This is a genomic window from Amycolatopsis sp. NPDC050768 (assembly GCF_040654155.1).
Lineage (GTDB): Bacteria > Actinomycetota > Actinomycetes > Mycobacteriales > Pseudonocardiaceae > Amycolatopsis.
Window position 1 is genome coordinate 190,924 of record NZ_JBFAHL010000015.1, and the last position, 25,668, is coordinate 216,591.

Consider the following 25,668-nt stretch of genomic DNA (forward strand, 5'->3'; position numbering starts at 1 on the left):
ATTGAACAGCGGATCAGGCTTTCGCTTCCGCCGGGGTGTTCTCGATGACCGTGCCGCGCCGCTTGGACACGACGACCGCCGCGACGATGACCGCGAGCGCGACGACCGCGATCACGATGCGCCACGTGGTGTTGGTGCCGCCGCCCAGGCTCAGGGTGACGACCGCGGGCGCAATCAGCACGGAGACCAGGTTCATCACCTTGATCAGCGGGTTGATGGCCGGGCCGGCGGTGTCCTTGAACGGGTCACCGACGGTGTCACCGATGATGGTGGCCTCGTGCGCGTCCGAACCCTTGCCGCCGTGGTTGCCGTCCTCCACGAGCTTCTTGGCGTTGTCCCAGGCGCCACCGGAGTTGGCCAGGAAGATCGCCATCAGCGTGCCGGTCGCGATCGCGCCGGCCAGGTAGCCGGCGAGCGCCTCGGTGCCGAGGCCGAAGCCCACGGCGATCGGGGCGAACACCGCGAGCAGACCCGGCGTGGCGAGCTCACGCAGCGAATCGCGCGTGACGATGTCCACGACCTTGCCGTACTCGGGCCGCGTGGTGCCCTCCATGATCCCGGCGATCTCGCGGAACTGGCGGCGCACTTCCTGCACCACCGCGCCGGCCGCACGCGAAACCGCGTTGACGGCGAGACCCGAGAACAGGAACACGACGGCCGCGCCGACGATGACACCGACCAGCGTCTTCGGGCTGACGATGTTCGCGACGAACTCGCCCGTGCCGCCTACAGCCTTCGTGATCGCGTCCGAATAGGACCCGAACAGCGCCGTGGCCGCGAGGACCGCGGTGGCGATCGCGATGCCCTTGGTGATGGCCTTGGTGGTGTTGCCCACCGCGTCCAGCTCGGTCAGGATCTGCGCGGCCTTCTCGTCGACGTCGCCCGACATCTCGGCGATGCCCTGCGCGTTGTCGGAGACCGGGCCGAAGGTGTCCATCGCGACGATGACGCCGACGGTGGTCAGCAGGCCGGTGCCGGCGAGCGCGACGGCGAACAGCGCGATGCCGCCACCGAGCAGGTACGCGCCGAACACGGCCGCGCCGATCACGAGCGCGGTGTACACGGCTGACTCGAAACCGACCGAGATGCCGGACAGGATCACCGTGGCGGCACCGGTTTCCGACGTCCTGGCGACGTCCTGCACCGGCTTGTTCTCCGTGCCGGTGTAGTAACCCGTGAGCTTCAGGATGATCGCGGCGAGCACGATGCCGATGATCACGGCGACGGTGGCGATGACTGCCGGGTTACCGCTGTTGCCCGCGAACTCCGCACCGAAGTCGGAGAAGCTGCTCGGCAGGTACACGAAGGCCGCGATGGCCGACAGCACCGCGGAGATCACCGCGGAGATGTAGAACGAGCGGTTGATCGTGACGAGACCACCCTCGCCCGCGCGCGCCTTCGTGATGTACACGCCGATGACGGCCGTGACGACACCGATGGCCGGCACGATGAGCGGGAAGATCAGGCCGCTGGAGCCGAAGGCGGAGCTGCCCAGGATCAGCGCGGCGACGAGCATGACCGCGTAGGACTCGAAGAGGTCCGCCGCCATGCCGGCGCAGTCACCGACGTTGTCACCGACGTTGTCGGCGATCGTCGCGGCGTTGCGCGGGTCGTCCTCGGGGATGCCCTGCTCGACCTTGCCGACCAGGTCGGCGCCGACGTCGGCGGCCTTCGTGAAGATGCCGCCGCCGACACGCATGAACATCGCGATCAACGCGGCGCCGAACCCGAAGCCCTCCAACACCTTCGGGGCCTGGCCCGTGTAGACGAGCACCACGACCGCGGCACCGAACAGGCCGAGGCCGACGGTGATCATGCCGACCACACCACCGGTGCGGAACGCCACGCGCATCGCGATCTCGCGGCCGCCTTCCTCGCGCGACGCGGCCGCCACGCGCAGGTTCGCCTGCGTCGCGAGCCACATGCCGAGGTAGCCGATGGTGAACGAGAACACCGCGCCGACGAGGAAGAAGATCGAGCGGCCGATGCGCTCGTTCCAGTCGTCCGCGGGGAGTGCGAAGAGCAGCAGGAACACGATTACGCCGAAGACGGCGAGGGTGTTGCGCTGCCGCTTCAGGTATGCGGCCGCACCTTCCTGCACCGCCTTGGCGATGTCCTGCATCTTGGCGGTGCCCTGGCCCGCGGCCAGCACCTCCCTGAGCAGCACGTAACCGATGGCGAGTGCGGCAAGGGCGACCACGGCGACCACACCTACGATGGTGTAGCCACCCCCGGAGAGCGTGAGACCGCCCTCCGCGAGGAACTGCCGGGACATTCGTCCTCCTGGGAACGCCGTTGGCCAATGCGGACTCGTCGTACCCGGCGTGCCTGCACTGGCATGGATCTGTACCGAGCGACACGCTAGCCGTGCGGGCAATGCACGTCTCACATGACGATCGCCACAGAGGGTGTGGATTGCGGGAGTGTATTGGTAGTGCTCAGCGGGCCTGCAACGCGTCCCGGTCACGGTACGTTCCGTGACCTTGTGTGATTGCTCACTTGATCGATCTCGCGCCGGTTCTGTCGGTGCCCTGTGCGAAGCTTCGGCACGTGGTCGAGCGAGGACGGAGGCTGCTCAGCCGGGTCACGGCGGGGGTCCCGGTGAACGAGAACCCGGTCACGCACGTGGCCGAGCTTCCCGCGCGGGCAGCCGGTTTCGCGGCGTGGCCGGAGTGGGCCGCGCCGTCGGTCGTGTCGGCGTTCGCGGGTTCCGGAGTGGAGACTCCCTGGAAACACCAGGTAGAGGCGGCTTCGCTGGCTCACACGGGGTCCCACGTGGTGGTGTCGACGGGCACGGCTTCGGGGAAGTCGTTGGCGTACCAGCTGCCGGTGCTGTCCTCACTGGCCACGGGCTCCGCGGCGACCGCGTTGTACCTCTCGCCCACCAAGGCGCTGGGCGCTGACCAGCTGCGTTCGGTGTCCTCTTTGGACGTCCCCGGGGTGCGGGCGGCGTCGTACGACGGCGACACCCCGATGACCGAGCGCGACTGGGTGCGCGCGCACGCGAACTGGGTGTTCACGAACCCGGACATGCTCCACCGCGGGATCCTGTCTTCGCATTCGCGGTGGACCCGGTTTTTCAAGAACCTGGCCTACGTGGTGGTCGACGAGTGCCACAGCTACCGCGGGGTGTTCGGTTCGCACGTCGCGCTGCTGCTGCGCCGGCTGCGGCGGGTGGCGGCGCACTACGGGGCGTCGCCGGTGTTCGTGCTGGCGTCGGCGACCACGGCTTCGCCGGCGGAGTTCGCTTCGCGGCTGACGGGGCTGCCCTGCGCGGCGGTCATTGAAGACGCTTCGCCGCGAGGCGCGCGGACGGTCGCGTTGTGGGAGCCCCCGCTGCTCGACGAGCTGACGGGCGAGAACGGCGCGCCGGTGCGACGTTCGGCGGGTGTCGAGACGGCGCGGATCCTCACGGACCTGGTGGTGGAGGGCGCGCGTTCGCTGGCTTTCGTGCGCTCACGCCGCGGGGCGGAGCTCACGGCATTGGGCGCGCGGCGCCTTTTGTCCGAAGTGGACCCGGCGTTGGCGGAAACCGTTGCCGCGTACCGATCTGGCTTCTTGCCCGAGGAGCGTCGAGCGCTGGAGGCCGCCTTGCTGTCCGGCCGGTTGTTGGGGGTGGCGACCACCAACGCGCTGGAGCTCGGTGTCGACATCGCGGGCCTCGACGCCGTGGTGCTCGCCGGTTACCCGGGCACGCTGGCGTCGTTCTGGCAGCAGGCCGGCCGCGCGGGCCGCTCGGGCGACGAGGCCCTGGTCGTGTTCGTGGCGCGCGACGATCCACTCGACACCTACCTCGTGCACCACCCGGCGGCGCTGCTAGAGCGTCCGGTGGAGACGGCCGTGCTGGACCCGACGAACCCCTATGTGCTCGGGCCGCAGCTCGCGTGCGCGGTGGCGGAGCTGCCGTTGACGGAACCGGAGCTGGAATCGTTCGGCGGTCCGGCCGCCCGCGCGGTGCTCGCGGACCTGGCTGAGGAGAAGCTGCTGCGCCGCCGTTCCAGCGGCTGGTACTGGACCGCTCGCGAACGCCCCCACGCGGAAGTCGGCATCCGCGGCTCGGGCGGCGACCAGATCGCGGTGGTGGAGGCGGATTCCGGCCGCATGCTCGGCACCGTTGACCCGGGTTCGGCTTGCTACGCCGTGCACCCGGGTGCGGTGTACCTGCACCAGGGTTCGTCGTACGTCGTCGACGAGCTCGACCTCGAGACCGGCCTCGCCCTCGTGCACGCCGAGGACCCGGACTGGCACACGTCGCCGCGGGAGGTCGTGGACATCTCGGTGCTGTCCACGCAGGAACAGTGCTCCCACGGCGGTGTCACGGTGTGCCTGGGCGAGGTGGCGGTGACGTCGCAGGTCGTCGGCTACCTGCGCCGCCGCCCGTCGGGCGAGGTCCTGGACCACACGCCACTGGACCTGCCGGAACAAAGCCTGCACACGCGCGCCGTATGGTACACGGTGACGAGCGACTTGCTCGGCCCTGCGCATCGGGTGGGGACCGGGGGTGCTCTTGGCGCGGCTCGGGCCGGGACCGTCGCGCCGGTGGGGACCGGGGGCGCTCGGGTCGAGGCCGAGGACGTGGAGCCGGCGGGGATCGGCGGCGCGCCATCGGCACAGCCTCCTGGTGCCACCGAGCCTGGGGCCGCTCCGGTCGCGGCCGCAGGGAAGGCGGCCTCCGACGCCGCGGCTTCGGCGCGGGTGGAACGCGGCCGAGTGGAGCCTGAAGCTTCGGACACCGAGCGCACGGCTTCGAAGCCAGCTGCCCACGGCCAGGCAAAGCTTGAGCCAGGCGAGCCTGGCACCGCGGCTTCGGGCGCTCGCGCGCCGAAGCCCGCGGAAGGCAACCGTTCCGGCAGTAGCCCGGTGGGGCCGGAGCCGGCGGAGCGATTGTCTCGGGAGGACGACGAGGGCGAGCCGGTACAGGAGTCGCAGGCGGCGCAGGTGGCATCGGCGGGGACCGGGGGTGCTCTGGGCGCGGCTCGGGCCGGGACCGTCGCGCCGGTGGGGACCGGGGGCGCTCGGGTCGGGGCCGAGGGTGAGGCGCCGGTGGGGACCGGGGGTGCTGGCAGAGCACCGGGGGGCGCCGGATTGGTTCCGGCGCGCGTCCCCGGTGCCCTGCATGCCGCCGAGCACGCGGCGATCGGCCTGCTACCGCTGTTCGCTACGTGCGACCGCTGGGACATCGGCGGGGTGTCTACCGCGTGGCACGAGGACACCGGGGAGGCAACGGTGTTCGTGCACGATGGGCATCCCGGGGGTGCGGGATTTGCCGACCGCGGTTATGCCGCGATTGTCCCGTGGCTGGCCGCAACGCGGGAGGCGATCATCTCCTGCGAGTGCCCGACGGGCTGCCCGTCCTGCGTTCAGTCGCCGAAGTGCGGGAACGGCAACGAACCGCTGGACAAGGCAGGGGCAGTGGCCGTACTGGATACCGTGCTTGGGGCTTTGCGTCAGCACGGGGAGCAGTGCGGCCACGGTGGTGCGTGAAATCTCTTCAGTTGTCGACGCTGCTTGCCGGGGTCGAACCGGTCAGGCAGCGGTGGTCTCCGCGAGCAGCGGGGCGTGCTCGTCAGCGAGGGCGCGCATGAGCACGTCGTGCACCTCGGCCGGGTCGGGCAGCTGCCAGCCGCACACCTCGGGCTTCACGCGCCAGTGCACGACACCGTGCTGGAACGGCGACGGCGGCAGCGGGATGTAGCTGCCGGCACCGTGCCACTGCACGGACGCCTGCTCGGCGAGCTCGGCCGGGATGCCGTCGGCGGGCGTGGTGAGGAAGAGCCAGCGGCCGTTGGGCATCGCGACGATCGGCGCGGGGTGCCCGAGAGCACGCAGCAGGCGGGCGGCGCGCTTGCCCAGCTCGTCGTCGACCTCGATGGCGTCGACGACCGTGCCCGTGGCCACGAGCAGACTGTGGGTGCGGCTGGAGAACCAGGTGGCGACCTCGTGGGCGTGGGTGCCGACCAGCTCGCGCCAGTCGTCCCGCACCGGCACCGGCCGGCGCCACGTGAGGTCGTCGCCCTCACCGGTGATCGGGGCCGGGGTCGCCCCCGGGAGCACCGGCCAGCCGCGCCAGGCGAGGCCGATCGCCTCCGCACGAAGTTCGATGCGGAAGGCGCTCCGCCAGCTGTCCGGCCAATTCGCGTCCAACATTGCTTTCCTGCCTTCAAGGTCCGGTTTCGCGCCACCCGGGTCGGGGCCGTTGGTGGCGCACGTCTCACTAAACGGCAATTTGCACATTGCGCGGAAGAGCCGCGCGACAACCGGTGGTTACTGGGCGATGAACGCCAGGTAGTCCACCGCTCGGCCGATAACGGACAGCCGATGATCGGCCGTTGAGACCCCGCTGAGGCCCCCCAGCACGCGGGTTGACACTTTCACTGCCCTTCGCGGCCACTGTGGCGCACCACGTCGTTTAGGCCGTTGACCAGCTGCTTTAACCGCTCGCCGTTCGTCAGCTACCGCTGCTCGTGGCTGTTCGCCGCTCGTCGAGACAGTGCGTCTGATTGCTCCGGCGATGATCAACACCGGGCGCCACTCGTCGTAACGGCGGCTGGACGAGCGGTGGCGGGCGTCACTCCGGGAGGCCGACGGGGCCGGCCCGGGCCCGCGCCGAGGGCGGCGGCAAGCCGGGGACGGGCGGGGTCGCCGCTCGCACCTCGACGAGGGCGTCGCGCTCGTGCCAACTGCAGGTGATGACGACCGCGCCCTGATGGTCGGCCACTTCGCGAGCGCGGTCGCAGGCCCGGGCGGGCCCGTCGGCGGCGTGCGCGGCTGCGGCCAGCGCGCCGAGGTCAGCGGCGGCTTCCACTCGGTGCCGGGCTGCCACGGCCGCGCCGAGCCAGCAGCCCGCCGCGGCGAGGCCGACGAGCGCGGCGATCACGATGGCCGTCCACACGGTGGCGACGCCGTCGTCGTTGTCCTTCATTGCTGCGCTCCGGGTTCGGCGACGGCGTAGGCGCTGGCGTCCAGGTGGAAGCCGGTGAGCGTGTCGGTGGTGACCTCGGCGGTGATGCCGTCGCCGGACCGGCGGATGGTGAGGCGCGCGCCGCGGGGCGCGATCGTCCGCACGACGGCCTCGGCCGCACCGGGCTGTCCGGCGGCGGCCAGGCGCGCGGCTTCGCGGGCGGCGTCGAGGCACCGGATGTGTCCGAGCACCGCGGCGAGGCCGGCGAGCAGCAGAGCCACCACGGCCGTGAGCGCGCCCAGCGAAAGGGCGGCTTCGACCGTGACCATGCCGCCGTCCCGGCGACGGCCGGCCATCAGGTCGCCACCGTGAGGGCCCGCTGCACGAGACCCGACAGCGCCGTGCTGATCGAGTCGCCGCTGAGCAGCACGAACAGCGCGAGCGCGAACGCCGCCGCGGCCACTGTGCCGATGGCGTACTCCGCCGTGGTGGTGCCCTCGTCTCCGGGGAGGAAGTGCATGGTCGGTCCTTTCTGTCCATTGTGGATTCATCTACAACACGCTCCCGATCCGCTCGGCCAGGCCGAGCACCACCGGCAGCACGCCGAGCACGAAGAACGCGGGGAGGAAACAGAGCCCCACCGGCAGCGCCAGCGCGACCCCGGCCCGTTCCGCGCGTTCCTCGGCCTCGACGCCGATCCCGTCGCGCAGGCGGCGGGAGACTTCGTCGGCCGCCGCGGCGAGCGCCGCGCCGGACCGGGCCGTACGGGTCGCGGCGACTGACAGCTCCTCGAACCCGGGCCGGGTTTTGAGCTGGGCCCAGGCTTCGGCCGGTCCCGCGCCGAGGGCGAGGAGGTTGGCGGTGGCTTTCATGGCGGCCGACGTGTGCTCAGGCGCGGTGGCGCTGACGGCTTCGAGGGCCGTCGGCACCGGCAGGCCCGTGCGGAGGCAGGCGCCGAGGAGGTCGAGGGTGGCGGCGGAGTTCAGGCGCTCGGTGACGTCGTCGCGGGGTTTCGGTCGGCGGGAGCGGCGGAGGAGCCACCAGGCTGTTGCTCCCGCCAGTGCGCCACCCGTAATTCCGGCGACTACGGCTACCGATGCCCCGGCCACTGCGGCGGCGAGGACGTGTCTCGTGCGGAGGCTCGGGAGTGTCGGTCGCCATGTGGTTGGTGGCGCGAGGCTCCGCGGCTTCGGCGCGCTGGGCCAGACGAGGAGCGCGACGGCGGCGAGGACGTACGGCGTCATCGGGCCTCCCGACGGCCGGTGAGCGCGCGGGACCACGCAGTGCCCGCCCAGAGGAGTGCGGCGCCCGCCACCAGGAACAGCTGCCCGAGGACGGTCTGGGTGAGAACGGTCAGCGGCTCGGCGCCGATGGCCTGCCCCATGGCGAGGCAGAGGACGGGCAGCCCGGTCAGCACGGTCGCGCTCATCCGCGGGCCGGCCATCTTGGCGTGCAACCGCCGGGCGTACAGGGTGGCGGCGTCGACGTCGCGGCGAGTGGCGTCGAGGGTGTCGGCGATGGGGAGGCCGTGCCTGCGGGCGAGGGTCCAGGCCGCTGCGAGTTCCGGGAGTTCCGGAGATTCGAGTGCGCTGTCGAGTCTTGCGGCGGTGGCCAGGTTGGTGAGCTCGCCGGCCAGAGCGGGGACGGCTTCGGCGGCCGCTTCCGCCGCGAGTACCGGATGAGCGCCGGCCCGCAGCTCGGCGACCATCGTGCGGAGGGTGGCCGAGGTCTGCTCGGCTCGGGCGAGCCCCGCGGAGGTTTCCCTTCTGCTGCGCCGTTCCTGCCTTGCCGCCACGGTGATCAACGCGGTCGCCACTGCGGCTCCGACTCCGGCGAGCGGAAGAGCGAGGAGCGTCGGCAACACCCAGACGGCTTGGCGCGGTGGCGTGGGGATGGTGAGCCGTCGCCGCGGTGGTGCCTTCAGCCGGGTCGGCAGGGTCGGCCAGGTGAGGAGAGCGGTGCCGAAGCAGAGGAACGGCCAGGCGGTGATCACGCGGTCGTCTCCTCTGCGCTGAAGGGTCTGGTCGCTCGCGAGCAGGTCGGGATCACGCGGTCGTCTCCTCGAAGAGGGGGCGGTAAGGGGTCCAGTGGCCGTCGCGCCAGATGGGGGTGGTGTGGGTGGTCGCGGTGGTGCGGTGGAGGGTCGCGATTTCGGTGAGGCGGCGGGCGCCGGTGGGGTCACGGCGGAGGTGGAGGACGACGCGGATGGCGGCGGCCAGCTGGCTGTGGAGGGCGTCGCCGGTGAGGCCGCCCAGGGAGGCGAGCGCTTCGAGGCGTGCGGGGACCTCGGAGGGTGAGTTGGCGTGGAGGGTGCAGGCGCCGCCGTCGTGGCCGGTGTTGAGGGCGTTGAGCAGGGAGCAGACTTCGGCGCCGCGGACTTCACCGACCACCAGGCGGTCGGGGCGCATGCGCAGCGCCTGGCGGACGAGCTCGGGCAGCTCGACGGCGCCGGCGCCTTCGACGTTGGCCGGGCGCGCGACGAGGCTGACGAACTGCGGGTGCGCGGGGCGCAGTTCGCCGGCGTCCTCGACGCAGATGATGCGTTCGCGCGGGCTGACTTCGGCGAGGAGTGCACTGAGGAGGGTCGTCTTGCCGGCACCGGTGCCGCCCGTGACCAGGAACGCGAGGCGGCGCGTGATGATCGAGCGGAGGATGTCGGCGCCTTCTTCGTTGACGACGCCGAGTGCGGTCAGGGTGTCGAGCGTGTGCGTCGCGGGGCGGAGGACGCGCAGGGACAGGCAGGTGCCGTGGGGCGCGATCGGCGGCAGGACGGCGTGGACACGGACGTGCCCGCCCGGGACGGGGAGCCAACCGTCCACATAGGGCTGCGCGTCGTCGAGGCGCCGGCCCGCCGCGAGAGCGAGGCGCTGCGCCAGCCGGCGAACGGCTTCTTCATCGGCAAAGCGGACGTCGGTGCGGGTCAGGCCGGAGTCGCCGTCGGTCCAGGTCTGGTCGGGCGCCGTGACGAGAACGTCGGTGACGGCGGGGTCCTCCAAGAGCGGCGCGAGAGGACCGGCGCCGACGAACTCGTCGTGGGCCTGGCGGACGGCGTCGAGGACCCCGTCGTGGCTGAGGGTGCCGCCGGCTTCCGCGCGCACGGCCTCCGCGACGGCGACGGGGTCCGCGAGGCGGCTCTCACCGGCGAGCCGATTGCGGACACGCTCGACGAATTCGGTGGTCATGTCGGTGGCTTCGGGTAAGTGGGCATGGCTGGGCTCCAGAGGCGACGCACGATGGATGGGTTGGTGGTAAAGGGAAAGGACAAGGACCACGCGATCTGCCGAGTGCAGGCGAGCCATGTCGGGCGCACCGAGCGGGCGCCGACCGGAACGACGGACGACTTACTTCACACGGCAGCGCGGGCTACGGCCCGCACCGCAGCGCGTGCCTCAACCGGACGGCATGGTCGCGGCACGAGCGCCAAGGCGGAGGCGAACCGAGGGCGGATTTCGGCAAATGACGTCGGCCCACCACGCCGCCGCCTACGGGGTAGTCGACCGCCCCTGCAACCTCGACCCCATCTCAAGCCGCCGCAGGGAGGGCGGCCGACGATGGGTGGAGTTCGGCGAGGACGGCACGCGCCGCGGTGACCAGGGCTCCCTTGGGTGGGAGGTCGAACTCGCCCGTTTCGAGGGTGGCGGCGACGCGGCGTTCGGGTGGCAAGGTGGCGAGCAGGGGTGGGCCGAGGAGCGCCGTGGTGCGGGATGGGGGTGCGCCGGCGTGGGGGTGTCCACTTGCGACAATGGCGAGCCGGTCGGCGTGGGGCCTGAGGAGGTCGAGGACCTGCCGTGCGGCCATGCAGGCGCGGAATTCGACCGGGACGACCAAGACCACCAGGTCCGCGAGAGAGGCGACGGCCAAGGCGCCCTCGTCGAGGTGGCGGGGCAGGTCGCAGACGACAGTGCGGCCCGAGCGGCGACCGGCGGTGACGACGGCGGAAAGGGCGCGCGGGTCGGGGCCGGGGCCGGTGCGGCCGCAAGCCAGCACGGGCAGGGTGCCATGGCGAGGGAGGGCATCGACCAGAGACGGCAGCGAGACGCGGCCGGACAACCGGACGTCGGGCCAGCGGTGGCCGGGAGTGTTTTCCAAGCCCAGTGGGAGATCCAGGCCGCCGCCCAGGGGATCGCAGTCGACGAGCAGCGCCAGGCCGGCTCGGTCCGCTTCGACGGCCGTGGCTGCCGCCAGCACGGAAGCACCCGCGCCGCCGCGACCGCCGAGGAAGGCGAGGACCGGGCCGGGGTGTTCGGCGGGGGCGTCGGCGACGTCGGCGAAAGCCACTGTCAGGTCGGATTCGTCGTCGGGCAGGCACAGGACCCGCCGGGCGCCGACGAGGGCCGCGCGACGCCAGGACTCGACGTCCACCGCGCCTTTCGACACCACCAAAACGCCGTCGCGACGAGGTAAGTGCAGGTCGTCGGCGGAGTCCTCGTCGATCACGACCAGCGGTGCCCGCGTCCAGCGTGGACGCGCGGCCGCGAGATCCGGTGCGCGGTCGAGCTCGCAGCCGGCGACCGCGGCGACGCGCAGGATCTCGTCGAGCACCGCGCCGTCGGCGGCGACGACAAGTGGACGTGCGGTTCTCATGAAGGCCTCCCCCTTGCGGAGCGGAACCCGGGCCACGTGGACCGGGTCCCACCAAGATCGCCCGGCCCGGACGCGACGGCAATGGCCAACCGCGCAGCCTGTGGACAACCTGTGGCTTGTGGACAACTTCCCGCCGAAACGGCTCGGCGCGGAGTTCCGGTCGGATCGATGAGGCACAATGCGCGACCAGCCATGACCCCTGAACCGGGGAATTCCAGGCAATCTCGTAATTGCCACGAAAAACATCCTGGCGATCCGCGAACGCGGAGGAAGAAATGCACTACCCCCAGAAAAGAGGGCGGCCCTCGCCAGGGGGGAGGGACGAGGGCCGCCGGTGGGTTCAGCCCCGGGGGGTCGGACTGAACCGGCCCGGTTGGACACCGGGTTCCCACACTGTAACTCCCCCGGGCACCGGTTGGCGCCGCAATCGACACCTACGATTCGGTAACGGCATCCAAAGCCGGATGTAGTGTCCTGTCATGGATTTTCCGCCGGGCGGGCGCGCCGGTGTTCGATCAACGCGAGTACGCGGGCGCCGCTTCTCCTATCCTGATCACGTGGCCGAACCCAGCACCGCGCCGCCGCGCGAATCCCACCCCGAAGAACCCCGGCGAGCCGTCGCCGCGTTCTTCGATCTCGACAAGACCATCATCGCTTCTTCCAGCGCGCTGGCGTTCAGCAAACCATTACTCAGAGAAGGGCTGATCAACCGCCGAGCCGCTTTACGTAGTGCGTACGCACAACTCGTCTTCTCCCTAGCAGGTGCCGACGCCGACAAGACCGAACGCATGCGCGCCGAGGTTTCGAAGCTCTGCGCCGGCTGGGATGTCGCCCAGGTTTCCGCGATCGTGCGAGAAACGCTCCACGACGTGGTGGACCCCCTCGTGTACGTCGAGGCCACCGATCTCATCAACCGCCACCTCGCCGACGGCCACGACGTCGTCGTCCTCTCCGCCACCGGTGAAGAGGTCGCCGCACCCGTCGCCGCGATGCTCGGCGCCACGCGTTGCGTCGCCACGCGCATGGAGATCGCCGACGGGCGCTACACCGGCGAAGTCGCCTTCTACTGCTACGGCGACAACAAAGCCGTCGCCGCGAAGCAGCTCTCCGCGACGTACGGGTACGACCTCGCCGAGTGCTTCGCCTACACCGATTCGAGCACCGACATTCCGCTCCTGGAGACCGTCGGCCACCCGCACGCCGTGAACCCCGACAAGCTCCTGCGGCGCGAAGCCGGCGAACGCGGGTGGCCGATCCTCACGTTCGAACGCCCGATGTCACTGCGCAGCCGGATCCCCGCCCGTTCCGCGGGCATGGTCGCGCTCGGCGTGGGCGCCTTCGCGGCGGGCGCCACCTGGTACAGCCTGAGTCGTCGCCGACGGTTCCGAACGCCCCCGCGCTAGGCACCCACACGGCGGTACCGGGACCCGTTTTCTTAAGCGTAGAGCGGAATCGGCCGTTGCTCAGGGTGTGTGCATCACCGGATCGAGCCTCTTTTACCGGTGCACCCGTCCACGCTCTTGAAGTGACCGGGCTCACGGCGTAGAAAGTAGGTGCGGACGTTGAGCCGGCCAGGGCAGAGGTAGAAGAGAAGCCTCTGTCACCCCGGGCAACCTCCGTGCGCGGACTCCGGGTACCCACGCGCAGCGCGCCGCGGGAGGCTCGTCGTCTAGGGACTGCGTACCGGGACGCCGGACGCCGAGTCCATGAAGGTACGACCAGAGTTGCACGCTTGGTCGCCCGAGATGTTCCGCGCTTGCAGGCGGCGCCCGCCGGCTTCGGCCGACGGGCGCCGCCAGTGTTTCCACCACAAATTCCCAGGTGAAACCCCACGTTCCTGCGCTCGGCCGATGGACAACGCCCAAGCCGGTGAGTAGCTTCCCGATACCGGCGCCGCCAGGTGGACTTCTCACCACCCGCGGCGCACGACACTGGGAGGCCCTTTCGTGACGACCCGACTCGCGCGTACGCGCCCGCGGAGGATCCATGCGCTCGCCGTCCCCCTCGCGGGGCTCCTCGCCGTCGCCGGAATCGGCGCGACCGCTTCAGGCAGCACACCGGACGCGAAAGCGATGACGTCTCTCGACGCCGCCGCCCAGCAGGCGCTCCGCGGCCTCAGCCTCGAGGAAAAAGTCGGGCAGCTGTTCGTCACCTGGGTGAACGGCAAGTCCGCCGATGAGGTCAACCCCAAGAACCAGACGGACTTCGGCGTCGACACGCCCGCCGAGGTCGTCCGCAAGTACCACCTCGGCGGCGTCATCTACTTCAACAACGACACCCGCGACAACTTCGACACCCCGACGCAGGTCGCGAAGCTCTCCAACGGCCTGCAGCAGGCCGCGATCTCCAGCGGCGCCCACATCCCGTTGCAGATCGGCACTGACCAGGAGGGCGGCACTGTCACCCGGATGGGCGCTCCGGCCACGGAGTTCCCCAACTCCATGGCCATCGCCGCCGGCCGCAGCACCGACAGCGCGACGCAGGCGGCCACGATCATCGGCCACGAACTGCGCGCCGTCGGCATCAACCAGGACTTCGCGCCCGACTCCGATGTGAACTCCAACCCGGCCAACCCGGTGATCGGCGTGCGCTCGTTCGCCGGCCAGCCGGGGCTCGCGAGCCAGTTCGTGACGGCCGAGGTCAAGGGCTACCAGAACTCCGGCCCGTCCTTCGAAACCGTTTCCTCCACGGCAAAACACTTCCCCGGCCACGGCGACGCCGCCACCGACAGCCACACCGGCCTGCCACGCATCGACCGCACCGAGGACGAGTGGCGCAAGATCGACGTGCCCCCGTTCAAGGCCGCCATCGCCGCGGGCATCGACTCGATCATGAGCGCCCACATCCAGTTCCCGAGCCTCGACCCGTCGGGTGAGCCGGCCACGCTGTCGAAGCCGATCATCACCGGCAAGCTGCGCAACGAACTGGGTTACGACGGCGTGGTGATCACCGACGCGCTGGAGATGCAGGGAGTGCGCGAGCTCCACAGCGACGCCGAAATCCCTGTGCTGGCACTGAAAGCCGGCATCGACCAGCTGCTCATGCCGGTGCACCTCGACGTCGCGATCAACTCCGTGATCTCCGCCGTGAAGTCCGGCGACCTGCCGATGCAGCGGATCGACCAGAGCGTGCTGCGGGTGCTCAAGCTGAAGCTCAAGCGCGGCATCCTCACCGCGCCGTTCGACAACCCGGCGCTCGTCGCCAAGAAGGTCGGCACGCCGGCGCACCTCGCCACCGCGCAGGGCATCGCCGACCGCTCGATCACCGCGATCGCCAACGACGCGGGTGTGCTGCCGCTCAAGCAGAAGCCCGCCACCGCGCTCGTCACCGGCTGGGGCGTGGCCAGCACTCAGACGCTCGCCGACCGCCTCACCGCCCACGGCACCCAGGCGACCGCGTTGCAGACCGGGCAGACCCCGTCGGACGACCTCATCGCCCAGGCCGCCGCGGCCGCCGCGAAGACCGACCTCGTCGTGGTGCTCACGAACAACCTCGGCGGATTTCCCTTGCAGAATAAGCTTTTGCAGTCGTTGATGGGCACCGGCAAGCCCGTGGTCGCGGTCGCCGCGCAGATCCCGTACGACGCCGGGTACGCCAACCCCGTGCCCACGTGGCTCGCGACCTACGGCTACATCACGCCGTCGCTCGAGGCGCTCGCGAAGGTCGTGCTCGGCGAGACGAAGCCGAGCGGCAAGCTGCCCGTCGACGTCCCCGCGGGCGCCGACGTGAACACCGTCAAGTACCCCTTCGGACACGGGCTGAGCTGGTGAACATCAACCGCAGGAAGTTCCTCGCCGTCCCCGCGCTCGCCGTCCCGGTGCTCGCGGGCGGCTCGGCCGTCGCGCAAGCAACACCGGCAGCGCACCACCAAAAAGTGCTCACCGGCGCCGAACAACTCGCCGCCCAGCACTGGCGCCCGCTCTCCGGCCGTAAGCTCGGGGTGCTGTCCAACCCGACCGGCGTGCTCGCGAGCGGCGACCACATCGTCGACGACATGGTCGCCGCCGGGGTCCGCCCCGTCGCCGCCTTCGGCCCCGAGCACGGCTTCCGCGGCAGCGCGCAGGCCGGCGGTTCCGAAGGCGACTACACGGATCCGCGCACCGGCATCCCCGTGTACGACGCGTACGGCGCCGACGCGGCAAAGCTCGCGACACTGTTCACCAAGGCCGGCCTCGACACCGTCGTGTTCGACATCGCCGACGTCGGCGCCCGCTTCTACACCTACATCTGGTCGCTCTACACGGCGATGGTCGCGGCGGCGAAGGTCGGCGCGGCGTTCGTGGTGCTCGACCGGCCGAACCCGATCGGCGGCCGCCTCGCCGGCCCGGTGCTCGACCCGAAGTTCGCCTCCGGCGTCGGCCGCAAGCCGATCGCGCAGCAGCACGGCATGACTGTCGGCGAGCTGGCGCGGCTGTTCAATTCCGAGTTCCTGCCCGGCGAAGGCGTGAAGCCGGTGAAGCTGGACGTCGTCGAAGTCCGCGGCTGGCGGCGAGACATGCTCTTCGCCGAAACCGGTCTCGACTGGGTCATGCCGAGCCCGAACATGCCGACGCCGGACACCGCGATCGTCTACCCCGGCACCTGCCTGTTCGAAGGCACGCTGTTCGCGGAGGGCCGTGGCACCACGCGGCCGTTCGAGATCATCGGCGCTCCGGGCGTCGACTGGCACTGGCGCGACAAGCTCGAAGCGCTCGACCTGCCGGGCGCGCGCTTCCGTGAGACGTACTTCGTCCCCACGTTCAGCAAGTTCGTGAACGAGACCTGCGGCGGCGTGCAGCTCACCGTGACCGATCGAGGAGCGTTCGACGCGATCACCACGGCCGTCGCGATGCTCGTGACCGCGAAGCAGGTCGCGCCGCAAACGTTTGGCTGGCGGCCCGACCACGCCATCGACTTGCTGTCGGGTTCCGACCGGCTGCGCACCATGATCGACGCCGGCGCCGGGGTCGACGAGGTCACCGGCGCCTGGCGCGCCGAGCTCGCCGCGTTCGACCGCAAACGCCGGCCTTACCTGATCTATCGCTGAGGAGAGCGGTCATGCGTGCTAGGAAGGTGCTCGCCGCGACGGTCGTTGTGCTGGTCGCGGCAACGTCGACCGCAGGAGCCGCCGCCATCGCCACCACGACGCAGCACGACCCGCTCGCCGGGCGCTTCGACGTGGTGCGACACGGCTTCGCGGCGCCGCCGACGACGTTGCGCGAAGGCAAGCCGTCCGACGTCGGACTCGACGCCGGACCGATCAAGTCCGCCGAGCAGTTCCTGGCGAGCTGGACGCAGCCCGACGCGTCCGGCCACCCGCACTTCTCCGGCGCCGTCGGCCTGCTCGCCCACGACGGCGTGGTCGTCGACCGCTACGCCGTCGGCGGCGCGCTGAGGTACGCCGACGCGGCGGGTACCGAGCTGCCGAAGGACCAGCAGGTCCCGATGCGGAACGACACGATCTTCGACATGGCGTCGGTCTCGAAGCTGTTCACCTCGATCGCCGCGCTGCAGCTGGTGGAGCAGGGCAAACTCGACGTCAACGCACCCGTCGTGCGCTACCTGCCCGAGTTCGGCGTGAACGGCAAGGAAGCCGTGACGATCGAGCAGCTGCTCACGCACACGTCCGGCTTCGACGCCGACCCCGTGCCGTCGCTGTGGCAGGGCTATCCGGACATCCCGTCACGCCGCAAGGCCGTGCTCGACAGCCCGCTGAAGAACGCGCCGGGCACGACTTATCTCTACTCCGACCTCAACATGCTCACCCTCGGCTTCGTCATCGAGAAGCTCACCGGGCAGACGCTGGACAAAGTGGTGCACGACCGCATCACCGCGCCGCTGGGCATGGTCGACACCGGCTACAACCCGCCCGCGTCGAAGCTGAACCGCGTCGCCGCGACCGAGTACGAGGCCGACCCGCCACGCGGGCTCGTGCGCGGCCAGGTGCACGACGAGAACGCGTGGTCCCTCGGCGGCGTCGCCGGGCACGCCGGCGTGTTCTCCACCGCGAGCGACCTGGCGATCCTCTGCCAGACGATCCTCAACGGCGGCACTTACCGGGGCAAGCGCATCCTGCGGCCGGACACCGTCGAGACGATGCTGACCAACTACAACCAGCGCTTCCCCGACGACGCCCACGGCCTCGGGTTCGAGCTCGACCAGCCCTGGTACATGGGTGCGCTTTCCTCACCGGTGACGGCGGGCCACACCGGATTCACCGGGACGACGCTGGTCATCGACCCGGAATCGCGGTCGTTCGCGTTGTTGCTGACCAACCGAGTGCACCCGAGTCGTAACTGGGGCTCCATCAACACGGCCCGCCAGGTCTGGGCCACATCGCTGGCCCAAGCCATGGCCGTGAAGCCCGTTCAGGGCCGCGACGCGTGGTTCGCGGGCCTCGGCGACAAGTCGACGGCTACGCTGAGTACGCAGCCCTTGACACCGCGATCCGGCGGCCCTCTGCAGGTCTCCTTCTACGCCTTTGTGGATACGGAAGGTCCGACTGATCCACTTCAGCTGGAATCGTCCTCGGACGGCGTCAATTGGCAACCAGTCGCCGTTCATGCAAACGGAGCAGGCACACCCCCCGGACAGGTGACGTCGCTCTCAGGCCACGGACACCGTGCCTGGTGGCGCGTGACGGCAGAAGTACCGGCCTCGAGCGTTACGACCCTGCGCTGGCGTTACAACACCGACGCGAGTTACACCGGACGCGGAGTTTCTGTCGACGGTGTGAAAGTCACCGAACGCGGCCGGACAGTTCTCGATGGTGAGCGGAATCCGTCGGCACTCACCGCGACCGGGTGGATTTTGAGCGCTCGGTGACCGGGCTGTCGCGCAGCGCCGAACTGGCCCTCCCACTCAGCGATCCGAAGCCTTTTGCGGGGCGACACTAAGTTGCCAAGTCGTTAGCTTGAGCTCGTTAACAAGGTCGACCTGGTTAGCGACTTTCTGGTCAACGATTAATCGCAAAACGAAGTCCGCAGACACGGACGGGTTGCGATCCTGCCGAAGGATGTGGGTAGCCTTGTCGCAAATGCCAACGGTTAGTAACTTTCCGACGGTGGACGATGCCGATTCCGTAACCATCCCGGCACCGTCCGAGCAAACCCCAGCTCAGGCCACTGTGCGTGACGCCGATGCGAGCCCGCTGGTCCGCATCCGCTCGCTGCTGCCAGGGCTCGCCCGCGCCGAGCAGCGGGTGGCGAAGGTGGTGCTGGAGGACCCCGCGACGGTCGCGCGCCGGAGCATCACCGAGGTCGCCCTCGCCGCCAGCACCAGCGAGACCACGGTCACGCGGTTCTGCAAGGCCGTCGGCGTCGGCGGGTACCCGCAGCTGCGCATCGCGCTGGCCGCGGACACCGCGCGCACCGAGGCGAGAACCACGCGCAACCTCGGCGGCGAGATCAGCCCGGAGGACGACCTCGCGGCCGTGATCGGCAAGGTCAGCTTCGCCGACGCGCGCGCCGTCGAGGAGACGGCCGACCAGCTCGACGTCGCGACGATGCAGCGCGTGATCGACCTCTTGGCCGAAGCCGGCCGCGTGGACGTCTACGGCGTGGGCGCGAGCGCCTTCGTGGCCGCCGACCTGCAGCAGAAGCTGCACCGCATCGGCCGCGTGAGCTTCTCGTGGTCCGACACGCACATCATGCTCACCTCGGCCGCGGTCCTCAGCCCCGGCGACGTCGCGATCGGCGTCTCCCACACGGGCGCGACCACCGACACCGTGGAGGCCCTGCGGGTCGCGCGCGAGCACGGCGCGGTCACCGTCGCGGTCACGAACTTCCCGCGCTCGCCGATCACGGAGGTCGCCGACCACGTGCTCACCACGGCCGCGCGCGAAACCACCTTCCGTTCCGGGGCCACGGCGAGCCGCATCGCTCAGCTCACCGTGATCGACTGCCTGTTCATCGGGGTCGCGCAGCGGCACATGGACGCCTCCGTCAGCGCGCTGGACGCGACGAGGGACGCGGTCGGCTCGCACCGGCTCGGGGTCAGGCCCGACGGTCGCCGCCGTCCGCGGGAAACCGGTAAGTGAACCGAGAAACGAGGCGCATGATGTCCGTCCCCACGCAGGCGGTACACGTCGATTCGCCGACCGAGCAGCGCAACCCCCGCACGGTGGACATCGACCTGATGTCCACCATGGGGATCCTCAGCGCCATCAACGCCGAGGACCGCCGGGTGCCCGACGCGGTGGCCGCGGTGCTGCCGCAGCTGGCGCGCGCGGTCGACTACGCCGTGGAAGCCCTGCGGGGCGGCGGCCGCGTGCACTACGTCGGGGCGGGCACGTCAGGCCGCCTGGCGACGCTGGACGCGGCCGAGCTCGTGCCGACGTTCAACGTGCCGCCGGACCTCTTCGTCGCGCACCACGCGGGCGGCGAGAAGGCCCTGCGGCAGGCGGTGGAGAACGCCGAGGACAACGACGAGGCCGGCGCGGCCGAGCTCGCTGCCGTGGTGCAGCCGGGCGACTTCGTGCTCGGCCTCGCCGCCTCCGGGCGCACGCCGTTCGTACTCGGCGCGCTCGAGGCGTCGAGCCGCCTCGGCGCGCACACGGGGCTGGTCTCGGCCAACCCGCGCGCGTCGAAGCCGGCCGGCGTCGACGTGCTCATCGCCGTGGCCACCGGCCCGGAGGTGATCGCCGGCTCGACCCGGATGAAGGCGGGCACGGCGCAGAAGCTGATCCTCACGGCGTTCTCCACGGCCACGATGATCAAGCTGGGGAAGACCTACTCGAACCTGATGGTCAGCATGCGGGCCACGAACGCGAAGCTGCGCGGCCGCACGATCCGCATCCTGCAGGAAGCCACGGGCCTGACCATGGCCGACTGCTCCGACGCCCTGACCGAGGCCGGTGGCGACCTCAAGACGGCCCTCGTGCACCTGCTGTCGGGCTCCGACGTCGAACGCTCCGCGGCGGCGCTGGCGGCCAGCGGCGGCCACGTCCGCAAGGCACTCGCCTCGCTGCACTTGCGCGCGGGTTGAGTTGTCCCGGTAAATACGACTGCTTGAGCTCTGCGGGGAGCGCAAGCACCTTGCTTGAAACGGACGAAGAGCCCCTCATCTCCTGGTGAGGGGCTCTTTTGTGAACCTGCGCTTATTGCGGTTCACCTGTTCACCTGCCTAACCTCTCAGGTGTTGTCTGCGAGGGAGGGCAGGTCGATGACCGGGGTGAAGGAACCGACCCGCGCCAGGCAGCCGCTGTCGAGGCGAGAGTGGGGGTCGCTCTCCGGGATGGCGGCGGTGATCCTGCTGCTGAACCTCGTGGGCTGGGGCGTGCTCGTGCTGTTCATCGCGCCGCACCACTACGACCTGGGGGCGTCGGGCGTGTTCGGGATCGGGTTGGGGGTCACGGCGTTCACGCTCGGCATGCGCCACGCGTTCGACGCGGACCACATCGCGGCGATCGACAACACCACGCGCAAGCTGATGGCCGAGGGCCAGCGGCCGCTGTCGGTCGGGTTCTGGTTCTCGCTGGGGCACTCGACGATCGTGTTCGGCCTCTGCCTGCTGCTCTCGCTGGGCGTGCGCGCGGTCGCCGGGCAGCTCGAGGACGACTCGTCGGCGCTGCACCAGACCACCGGCCTCATCGGTACGTCGGTTTCAGGCGTTTTCCTTTATTTGATCGGGATCATCAACCTCGTGGCGCTCGTCGGGATCCTCCGGGTTTTCGCGCGGATGCGCCGCGGTGAGCTGGACGAAGCCGCGCTGGAACGCCAACTCGACAAGCGTGGCTTCATGAATCGCCTGCTGCGCGGCGCGACGAAGGCCGTGCGCAAGCCGTGGCACATCTACCCCGTCGGTGTCCTTTTCGGACTCGGGTTCGACACCGCGACGGAGATCGGGCTGCTGGTCCTCGCGGCCGGCGCGGCGGCGTTCGCACTGCCCTGGTACGCGATCCTCGTGCTGCCCGTGCTCTTCGCCGCGGGCATGAGCCTGTTCGACGCCGCCGACGGGGTGTTCATGAACTTCGCCTACGGCTGGGCGTTTTCGCGCCCGATCCGGAAGGTCTACTACAACATCACCGTCACCGCGCTGTCCGTGGCGGTGGCGCTGGTCATCGGCACGATCGAGCTCGTGTCGATCCTCGCCGAGCAGCTCGACATCACGCACGGGCCGCTCGCCACCATCGCCGAGGTCAACCTCGACTACGTCGGGTTCGCGATCGTCGGGCTGTTCATCCTCACGTGGCTGGTCGCGCTCGCCGTGTGGCGGTTCGGGCGCATCGAGGAGAAGTGGTCGGCGCGGCTCACTGACCACTGAGCCGCGCGACGCGCAGCGCGAGCTGGATCTCCAACGCGCGTTCCGGCTCGCGCCAGTCGTCGCCCAGCAGCGCGGAGACGCGGTCGAGGCGCTGCACCACGGTGTTCACGTGGACGTGCAGCTCGTCCTTGGCGCGCGCCAGGTTGCCGCCGGCCGCGAAGTACGCGCGCAGCGTGCCGACGAGGTCGGTGCCGCGGCGGGAGTCGTAGTCCAGGACCGGGCCGAGCGTGGCCGTGACGTAGGCGGGCAGGTCGGCGTGGCGGCCCAGTAGCACACCGAGGAAGCCCAGCTCGGCCATCGCCGCGCCGTCGCCTTCGCGACCCAGGGCGAGCAGCGTGCTGACGCAACGAACCGCCTCGGCGTACGCGTGGGCGAGCGCGGCGGGACCCTTCGCGGGGCCGGCGGCACCGACCGTCACCGGACAGTCCACAACGGACTGAAGCTCACGGGCCACCTTGGCCGCCCCGACACCGTCCGGCGCGAGCGCGACCACCTGTTCCGCGTGCACACCCACCAGGTCGCCGTACCGCGCGCAAGCCGATGCGAGGCCACGGCGGGAAATCCCGGGCGCGTGGGCGACGAACACCACGTGCGGCGCCGACAAGTCGACACCCAGCCGCCGCGCGCGGGCCGTCAGCGAGGCCGGGTTGCGCGCCGGTGCCGTCAGCAGGTCCGTGAGCAGCTCGCCGCGCACCTCGTCCTCGGCCTGCGCGACGGACCGGCGCAGCATCAGCAGCAACGCCGTGACCACGGCCGCGCGCTCGAACAACCGCCGGTCCGCACCCGCCAGCTCCGGCCGGCCCGCCAGCGTGAGGCTGCCCAGCAGCTCCTGACCGGCCCGCACCGCGCACACCCAGGTGTCCGATGTGGACTCCGCGCGCCCGCTGCCGCGCGAAGAAGCCACCGCCGGCGCGTCGAACGACAGCAACGAGCCCGCCAGCAAGTCCCCCGAAGCGTCGTGGACGGCGATCTCGCCACGCAGCACGCCCGCCACCTCCGCGGCGACTTCCGGCAGGTCACCGCCCCGGAGCACGAGGTCCATCAGGCGGTCGTGGGCTTCGTCGGCGCGGCGCATGGTCGCGTTCACGGCGTTGAGCTCGGCGGCCGAGCGGCGCGTCTCGTCGAGCAGGTGCGCGCTGTCCAGGGCGATCGCCGCGTGGTTGGCCAGCGACGACAGCAGCGCGACCTCCGCCGTCGAGAACTCGCGCGGCGCGCGGTCCGACGCGTAGAGCACGCCCAGCACCTTGCCGCCGATGGCCAGCGGCACGCCGAGGATTGCCGTGAGGCCCTCCTCCAGCACGCCGGTGTCGATGGGTGAGGTGTGGCGGAAGCGCGCGTCGGCGAAGTAGTCCGCGGTGGCGTACGGCCGCGCGGTCTGGGCCACGAGCCCGCCGAGCCCCTCGCCCATGCCGAGCACGATCTGCTGGAACAACGCGGAAACCGAGCCGTCCGTGACACGGATGTAGGTCTTGCCGGCGGCCTCGTCGTTCAGGCTCAGGTACGACACGTCGACGCCGAGCAGAGTCCGCGCCCGCCGCACGATCGAGCGCAGCACCGCGTCCGGGTCACGCAGCCGCGCGAGGTCGCTCGCGGTGTCGAACAACGCCGTGAGCTCGGCTTCCCGCCGCTGGTGCTCGGTGAGCGTCTCGCGCACGCGCAGCGCGAGCTCGGTCGCGTCGGCGCCGGACTCGCGCGCGGCGTGCGCCAGCTGCTCGCTGCTCGCCCCGGCGGCGAGCAGCTCGAGCAACCGGCGGTAGGGATCCACACAGGTCATGCTGTCACTGAGCGCCGTTCGGCGGGAGCCTCCTCCAGCGATTCACCGCGCGTCTCCCGCGCGCCGAGCAGGGCCAGCACCGACAGCACGCACATCGCGGCGACGTAGACCGAAACCGGCAGCGTCGAGTGGTACGCCTGGAACAGCGCCACGGCGACGAGCGGTGCGATCGCGCCCGCCGCGATCGACGACAGCTGCCCGCCCACCGAAAGGCCCGTGTAGCGCACGCGGGTGGGGAACTGCTCGGCGAAGAACGCCGCCTGCGGTCCGTACATCGCGCCGTGCACCACGAGCCCGATGGTCGCCGCACCGATCACCGCGCCCGTCGTGCGCAGGTCCAGCAGCCAGAAGAAGCCGAACGCCCACGCGGCCATCCCGACCACGCCGAACAAGTACACCGGCTTGCGGCCGATCTTGTCGGAGAGCAAGCCCCACAAGGGAATCGTCACGAAGTGCACGGCCGAGGCGACCAGCACGGCGGTGAGCCCGGTCGCCTTCGGCAGGCCGAGCCCGGTGGTGACGTAGACGAGGATGAACGCCGTGATCACGTAGTACGACACGTTCTCCGCAAGCCGCGCGCCGAACGTCACGACCAGCCCGCGCAGGTGCCCGCGGAACACGTCGACGATCGGCGTGGCTTCCTCCTCCCCGGCCGCGGCCTTCGCGGCGAGGAACACCGGCGACTCCGCGACGGCCAGCCGCACCCACAGCCCGATCGCCACAAGCACGCCCGACAGCAGGAACGGGATGCGCCAGCCCCACGCGTTGAACGTCGCGTCGGACTGCACGGAGGCGAGGATCGCCAGCACCGCCGTGGCCAGCAGGTTCCCGGCCGGCACGCCGGTCTGCGGCCACGACGCCCAGAAACCGCGCCGGCGGTCGTCGCCGTGCTCGGACACGAGCAGCACCGCGCCACCCCACTCGCCGCCGAGCGCGAAGCCCTGCACGAGCCGCAGCAGCGTCAACAGGATCGGGGCGAGGACGCCGACCGCGCCGTACGTGGGCAGCACGCCCATGAGGAACGTCGAGCCGCCCATCATCACCAGGCTCACCACGAGCAGGCGCTTACGCCCGATGCGGTCGCCGAAGTGGCCGAACACGAGCCCGCCGACGGGTCGAGCGAGGAAGCCGACCGCGTAGGTCAGCAGTGCGAGCAGCGTGCCGGTGAGCGGGTCGGCGTTCGGGAAGAACAGCTTGTTGAACACGAGCGCGGCGGCCGAGGTGTAGAGGAAGAAGTCGTACCACTCCACGGTGGTGCCGATCAGGCTCGCGCCGACCACGCGCAGCAGGCCGGCCCGGGTTGGTGTTGTCACTGCACACTCCACTTCGTTGTGGGGACGGGGGTTCAGGCGGCCGACCAGCCGCCGTCCAGGGGCAGCGACGCGCCCGTGACGTGCCCGGCGTGCTCGCCGCACAGCCACACCACGAGGTCGGCGACGTCCGCCGGTTCGATGAGCCGTTTGATCGCCGCGCGCCGCAGCAGCACCTGCTCCACTACCTCGTCGGCATCGAGGCCGTGCTCGGCGGCCTGCGCGTCGATCTGGCCGGTGACGAGCGGCGTACGGACGTAGCCGGGATTGACGCAGTTGGACGTCACGCCGTGCTCCGCGCCCTCGAGAGCGGCCACTTTGGACAGTCCCTCGAGGGCGTGTTTCGCCGTGACGTACGCGGCTTTGAACGGGCTGGCGCGCAGGCCGTGCACGCTGGAGACGTTGACGATCCGCCCCCAGCCGCGCGCGTACATCGCCGGCAGCGACCGGCGGATCAGCAGGAACGGCGCCGTCACCATCAGCGCCTGGATCCGCGCGAACTGCTCGGGCGGGAACTCGGGCAGCGCGGCCACGTGCTGGAACCCGGCGTTGTTCACGAGCACGTCCAGCTCGGCGGGCAACGCGTCGATCACCGCGGGGTCGGTGAGGTCACCGACGTGCGCCCAGCCGCCGATCTCGGCCGCGGCCGCTTCGGCACCGCGCGCGTCGAGGTCGACGATGTGCACCTTCGCCCCGGCCGCGGCCAACGCGCGAACGCAGGCGAGCCCGATTCCGCTCGCACCGCCGGTCACGAGGGCGACGCGGCCATCAAGGTCGCCCTGTGAGCTGTGACGTACCCCACTGGTCATGGGCTACGAGGTTAGGTCTCGCCCACCTCGCCGACCATGTGTCCGGCC

20 protein-coding genes are annotated in these 25,668 nt (G+C 70.7%); 8 read left to right on the forward strand and 12 right to left on the reverse strand.

Going from position 1 to position 25,668, the window contains the following annotated elements:
- Positions 1-13 precede the first annotated feature (13 nt).
- The gene (locus AB0H62_RS36235; protein ID WP_360591105.1) at positions 14-2,275 is read right to left on the reverse strand and encodes a sodium-translocating pyrophosphatase; all 2,262 of its coding nucleotides are present in this window, start codon (positions 2,273-2,275) and stop codon (positions 14-16) included.
- Between the two features lie 275 nt (positions 2,276-2,550).
- On the opposite strand from AB0H62_RS36235, the gene AB0H62_RS36240 reads away from it, so the two are divergent.
- Positions 2,551-5,484 (forward strand): DEAD/DEAH box helicase, encoded by a 2,934-nt coding sequence (locus tag AB0H62_RS36240; protein WP_360591107.1) that lies wholly within the window; start codon positions 2,551-2,553, stop codon positions 5,482-5,484.
- Between the two features lie 42 nt (positions 5,485-5,526).
- Here the strand turns inward: AB0H62_RS36240 and AB0H62_RS36245 are convergent, their stop codons facing one another.
- From AB0H62_RS36245 to ssd, 8 genes are all read right to left on the reverse strand, one after another.
- Entirely contained in the window at positions 5,527-6,147 is a 621-nt protein-coding gene (locus AB0H62_RS36245; protein ID WP_220244839.1) for a bifunctional DNA primase/polymerase, read from the reverse strand.
- 421 nt (positions 6,148-6,568) lie between these two features.
- Entirely contained in the window at positions 6,569-6,922 is a 354-nt protein-coding gene (locus AB0H62_RS36250) for an Rv3654c family TadE-like protein (RefSeq protein ID WP_360591110.1), read from the reverse strand.
- Positions 6,919-7,257, reverse strand: a complete 339-nt coding sequence (locus AB0H62_RS36255) for a TadE family type IV pilus minor pilin (RefSeq protein ID WP_360591112.1) — start codon at positions 7,255-7,257, stop codon at positions 6,919-6,921. Before AB0H62_RS36255 ends, AB0H62_RS36250 begins: the two co-directional genes overlap by 4 nt.
- Entirely contained in the window at positions 7,257-7,421 is a 165-nt protein-coding gene (locus AB0H62_RS36260) for a DUF4244 domain-containing protein (protein ID WP_220244842.1), read from the reverse strand. Before AB0H62_RS36260 ends, AB0H62_RS36255 begins: the two co-directional genes overlap by 1 nt.
- 31 nt (positions 7,422-7,452) lie before the next feature.
- Positions 7,453-8,145 (reverse strand): type II secretion system F family protein, encoded by a 693-nt coding sequence (locus AB0H62_RS36265; RefSeq protein ID WP_360591114.1) that lies wholly within the window; start codon positions 8,143-8,145, stop codon positions 7,453-7,455.
- Entirely contained in the window at positions 8,142-8,894 is a 753-nt protein-coding gene (locus AB0H62_RS36270) for a type II secretion system F family protein (RefSeq protein WP_360591116.1), read from the reverse strand. The genes AB0H62_RS36265 and AB0H62_RS36270 overlap by 4 nt, the downstream gene beginning before the upstream one ends.
- A 52-nt stretch (positions 8,895-8,946) precedes the next feature.
- A complete protein-coding gene (locus tag AB0H62_RS36275; protein ID WP_360591118.1) occupies positions 8,947-10,083 on the reverse strand; it encodes a TadA family conjugal transfer-associated ATPase in 1,137 nt (378 codons plus the stop codon).
- A gap of 340 nt (positions 10,084-10,423) precedes the next feature.
- Positions 10,424-11,485 (reverse strand): septum site-determining protein Ssd, encoded by a 1,062-nt coding sequence (gene ssd, locus AB0H62_RS36280; RefSeq protein WP_220244846.1) that lies wholly within the window; start codon positions 11,483-11,485, stop codon positions 10,424-10,426.
- Between the two features lie 557 nt (positions 11,486-12,042).
- Here ssd and AB0H62_RS36285 point away from each other — a divergent pair.
- The 7 genes from AB0H62_RS36285 to AB0H62_RS36315 all read left to right on the forward strand — a co-directional run bounded on the left by AB0H62_RS36285 (position 12,043) and on the right by AB0H62_RS36315 (position 21,727).
- Positions 12,043-12,888 (forward strand): HAD family hydrolase, encoded by an 846-nt coding sequence (locus AB0H62_RS36285; protein ID WP_220244847.1) that lies wholly within the window; start codon positions 12,043-12,045, stop codon positions 12,886-12,888.
- A 543-nt stretch (positions 12,889-13,431) separates the two neighbouring features.
- On the forward strand, positions 13,432-15,255 hold the full coding sequence (locus tag AB0H62_RS36290; RefSeq protein ID WP_360591121.1) for a glycoside hydrolase family 3 N-terminal domain-containing protein: 1,824 nt from the start codon (positions 13,432-13,434) through the stop codon (positions 15,253-15,255).
- Positions 15,252-16,511, forward strand: coding sequence for a DUF1343 domain-containing protein (locus tag AB0H62_RS36295; RefSeq protein WP_220244849.1), 1,260 nt, complete (start codon positions 15,252-15,254; stop codon positions 16,509-16,511). Before AB0H62_RS36290 ends, AB0H62_RS36295 begins: the two co-directional genes overlap by 4 nt.
- Before the next feature lie 11 nt (positions 16,512-16,522).
- Positions 16,523-18,289, forward strand: a complete 1,767-nt coding sequence (locus AB0H62_RS36300; protein WP_220244850.1) for a serine hydrolase domain-containing protein — start codon at positions 16,523-16,525, stop codon at positions 18,287-18,289.
- 211 nt (positions 18,290-18,500) lie between these two features.
- Positions 18,501-19,502, forward strand: coding sequence for a MurR/RpiR family transcriptional regulator (locus AB0H62_RS36305; RefSeq protein ID WP_255638520.1), 1,002 nt, complete (start codon positions 18,501-18,503; stop codon positions 19,500-19,502).
- 17 nt (positions 19,503-19,519) lie between these two features.
- Complete coding sequence (gene murQ, locus AB0H62_RS36310) at positions 19,520-20,449, forward strand: N-acetylmuramic acid 6-phosphate etherase (RefSeq protein ID WP_220244851.1); 930 nt, start codon at positions 19,520-19,522, stop codon at positions 20,447-20,449.
- Between the two features lie 177 nt (positions 20,450-20,626).
- Positions 20,627-21,727, forward strand: a complete 1,101-nt coding sequence (locus AB0H62_RS36315; RefSeq protein WP_220244852.1) for a HoxN/HupN/NixA family nickel/cobalt transporter — start codon at positions 20,627-20,629, stop codon at positions 21,725-21,727.
- On the opposite strand, the gene AB0H62_RS36320 is transcribed toward AB0H62_RS36315, so the two are convergent.
- From AB0H62_RS36320 to AB0H62_RS36330, 3 genes are read right to left on the reverse strand one after another with little or no spacing between them, the layout of a single operon-like run.
- Positions 21,714-23,501: a GAF domain-containing protein gene (locus AB0H62_RS36320; RefSeq protein WP_360591124.1), complete on the reverse strand. Its 1,788-nt coding sequence runs from the start codon at positions 23,499-23,501 to the stop codon at positions 21,714-21,716. The two genes, AB0H62_RS36315 and AB0H62_RS36320, sit on opposite strands and share 14 nt — an antisense overlap.
- A complete protein-coding gene (locus AB0H62_RS36325; protein WP_360591126.1) occupies positions 23,498-24,814 on the reverse strand; it encodes an MFS transporter in 1,317 nt (438 codons plus the stop codon). Before AB0H62_RS36325 ends, AB0H62_RS36320 begins: the two co-directional genes overlap by 4 nt.
- Before the next feature lie 32 nt (positions 24,815-24,846).
- Positions 24,847-25,620: a 3-hydroxybutyrate dehydrogenase gene (locus tag AB0H62_RS36330; RefSeq protein WP_220244855.1), complete on the reverse strand. Its 774-nt coding sequence runs from the start codon at positions 25,618-25,620 to the stop codon at positions 24,847-24,849.
- Positions 25,621-25,668: the final 48 nt, after the last annotated feature.

What these genes read in the sequence shown, in the direction of transcription:
- AB0H62_RS36235 (WP_360591105.1), bottom strand. Translation starts at nt 2,275, where the DNA reads ATGTCCCGGCAGTTCCTCGCGGAGGGCGGTCTCACGCTCTCCGGGGGT.
- AB0H62_RS36245 (WP_220244839.1), bottom strand. Translation starts at nt 6,147, where the DNA reads ATGTTGGACGCGAATTGGCCGGACAGCTGGCGGAGCGCCTTCCGCATC.
- AB0H62_RS36250 (WP_360591110.1), bottom strand. Translation starts at nt 6,922, where the DNA reads ATGAAGGACAACGACGACGGCGTCGCCACCGTGTGGACGGCCATCGTG.
- AB0H62_RS36255 (WP_360591112.1), bottom strand. Translation starts at nt 7,257, where the DNA reads ATGGCCGGCCGTCGCCGGGACGGCGGCATGGTCACGGTCGAAGCCGCC.
- AB0H62_RS36260 (WP_220244842.1), bottom strand. Translation starts at nt 7,421, where the DNA reads ATGCACTTCCTCCCCGGAGACGAGGGCACCACCACGGCGGAGTACGCC.
- AB0H62_RS36265 (WP_360591114.1), bottom strand. Translation starts at nt 8,145, where the DNA reads ATGACGCCGTACGTCCTCGCCGCCGTCGCGCTCCTCGTCTGGCCCAGC.
- AB0H62_RS36275 (WP_360591118.1), bottom strand. Translation starts at nt 10,083, where the DNA reads ATGACCACCGAATTCGTCGAGCGTGTCCGCAATCGGCTCGCCGGTGAG.
- ssd (WP_220244846.1), bottom strand. Translation starts at nt 11,485, where the DNA reads ATGAGAACCGCACGTCCACTTGTCGTCGCCGCCGACGGCGCGGTGCTC.
- AB0H62_RS36300 (WP_220244850.1), top strand. Translation starts at nt 16,523, where the DNA reads ATGCGTGCTAGGAAGGTGCTCGCCGCGACGGTCGTTGTGCTGGTCGCG.
- AB0H62_RS36305 (WP_255638520.1), top strand. Translation starts at nt 18,501, where the DNA reads ATGCCAACGGTTAGTAACTTTCCGACGGTGGACGATGCCGATTCCGTA.
- murQ (WP_220244851.1), top strand. Translation starts at nt 19,520, where the DNA reads ATGATGTCCGTCCCCACGCAGGCGGTACACGTCGATTCGCCGACCGAG.
- AB0H62_RS36315 (WP_220244852.1), top strand. Translation starts at nt 20,627, where the DNA reads ATGACCGGGGTGAAGGAACCGACCCGCGCCAGGCAGCCGCTGTCGAGG.
- AB0H62_RS36320 (WP_360591124.1), bottom strand. Translation starts at nt 23,501, where the DNA reads ATGACCTGTGTGGATCCCTACCGCCGGTTGCTCGAGCTGCTCGCCGCC.
- AB0H62_RS36330 (WP_220244855.1), bottom strand. Translation starts at nt 25,620, where the DNA reads ATGACCAGTGGGGTACGTCACAGCTCACAGGGCGACCTTGATGGCCGC.